We start from the raw sequence: 255 nt of genomic DNA on the forward strand, positions 1-255 counted from the left end.
CGCGATGTCCGTCCTGCAGGACACGTTCGCCCACAAGGCCATCGAGTTCCGCTCCGTGCTCAAGATGGGCCGCACCCAACTCCAGGACGCGGTGCCCATGACACTCGGCCAGGAGTTCTCCGCGTTCGCCGTCATGATCGAGGAGGACCGCAGCCGGCTCGCGGAGGCGGTGGAGTTGATCCATGAGATCAACCTGGGCGCGACCGCGATCGGTACGGGCCTGAATGCCCCTGCCGGGTACGCCGAGTCGGCCCG

1 protein-coding gene is annotated in these 255 nt (G+C 67.5%); it reads left to right on the top strand.

All coding sequences use genetic code 11. From position 1 onward, the window contains the following. Window positions 1-255, top strand: a 255-nt coding sequence (locus GTY56_RS18315; protein WP_272923378.1) for a lyase family protein, incomplete at both ends; no start/stop codon positions are given.

The sequence above is a fragment of the Streptomyces sp. SID5643 genome (genome assembly GCF_009872555.1).
Lineage (GTDB): Bacteria > Actinomycetota > Actinomycetes > Streptomycetales > Streptomycetaceae > Streptomyces > Streptomyces iakyrus.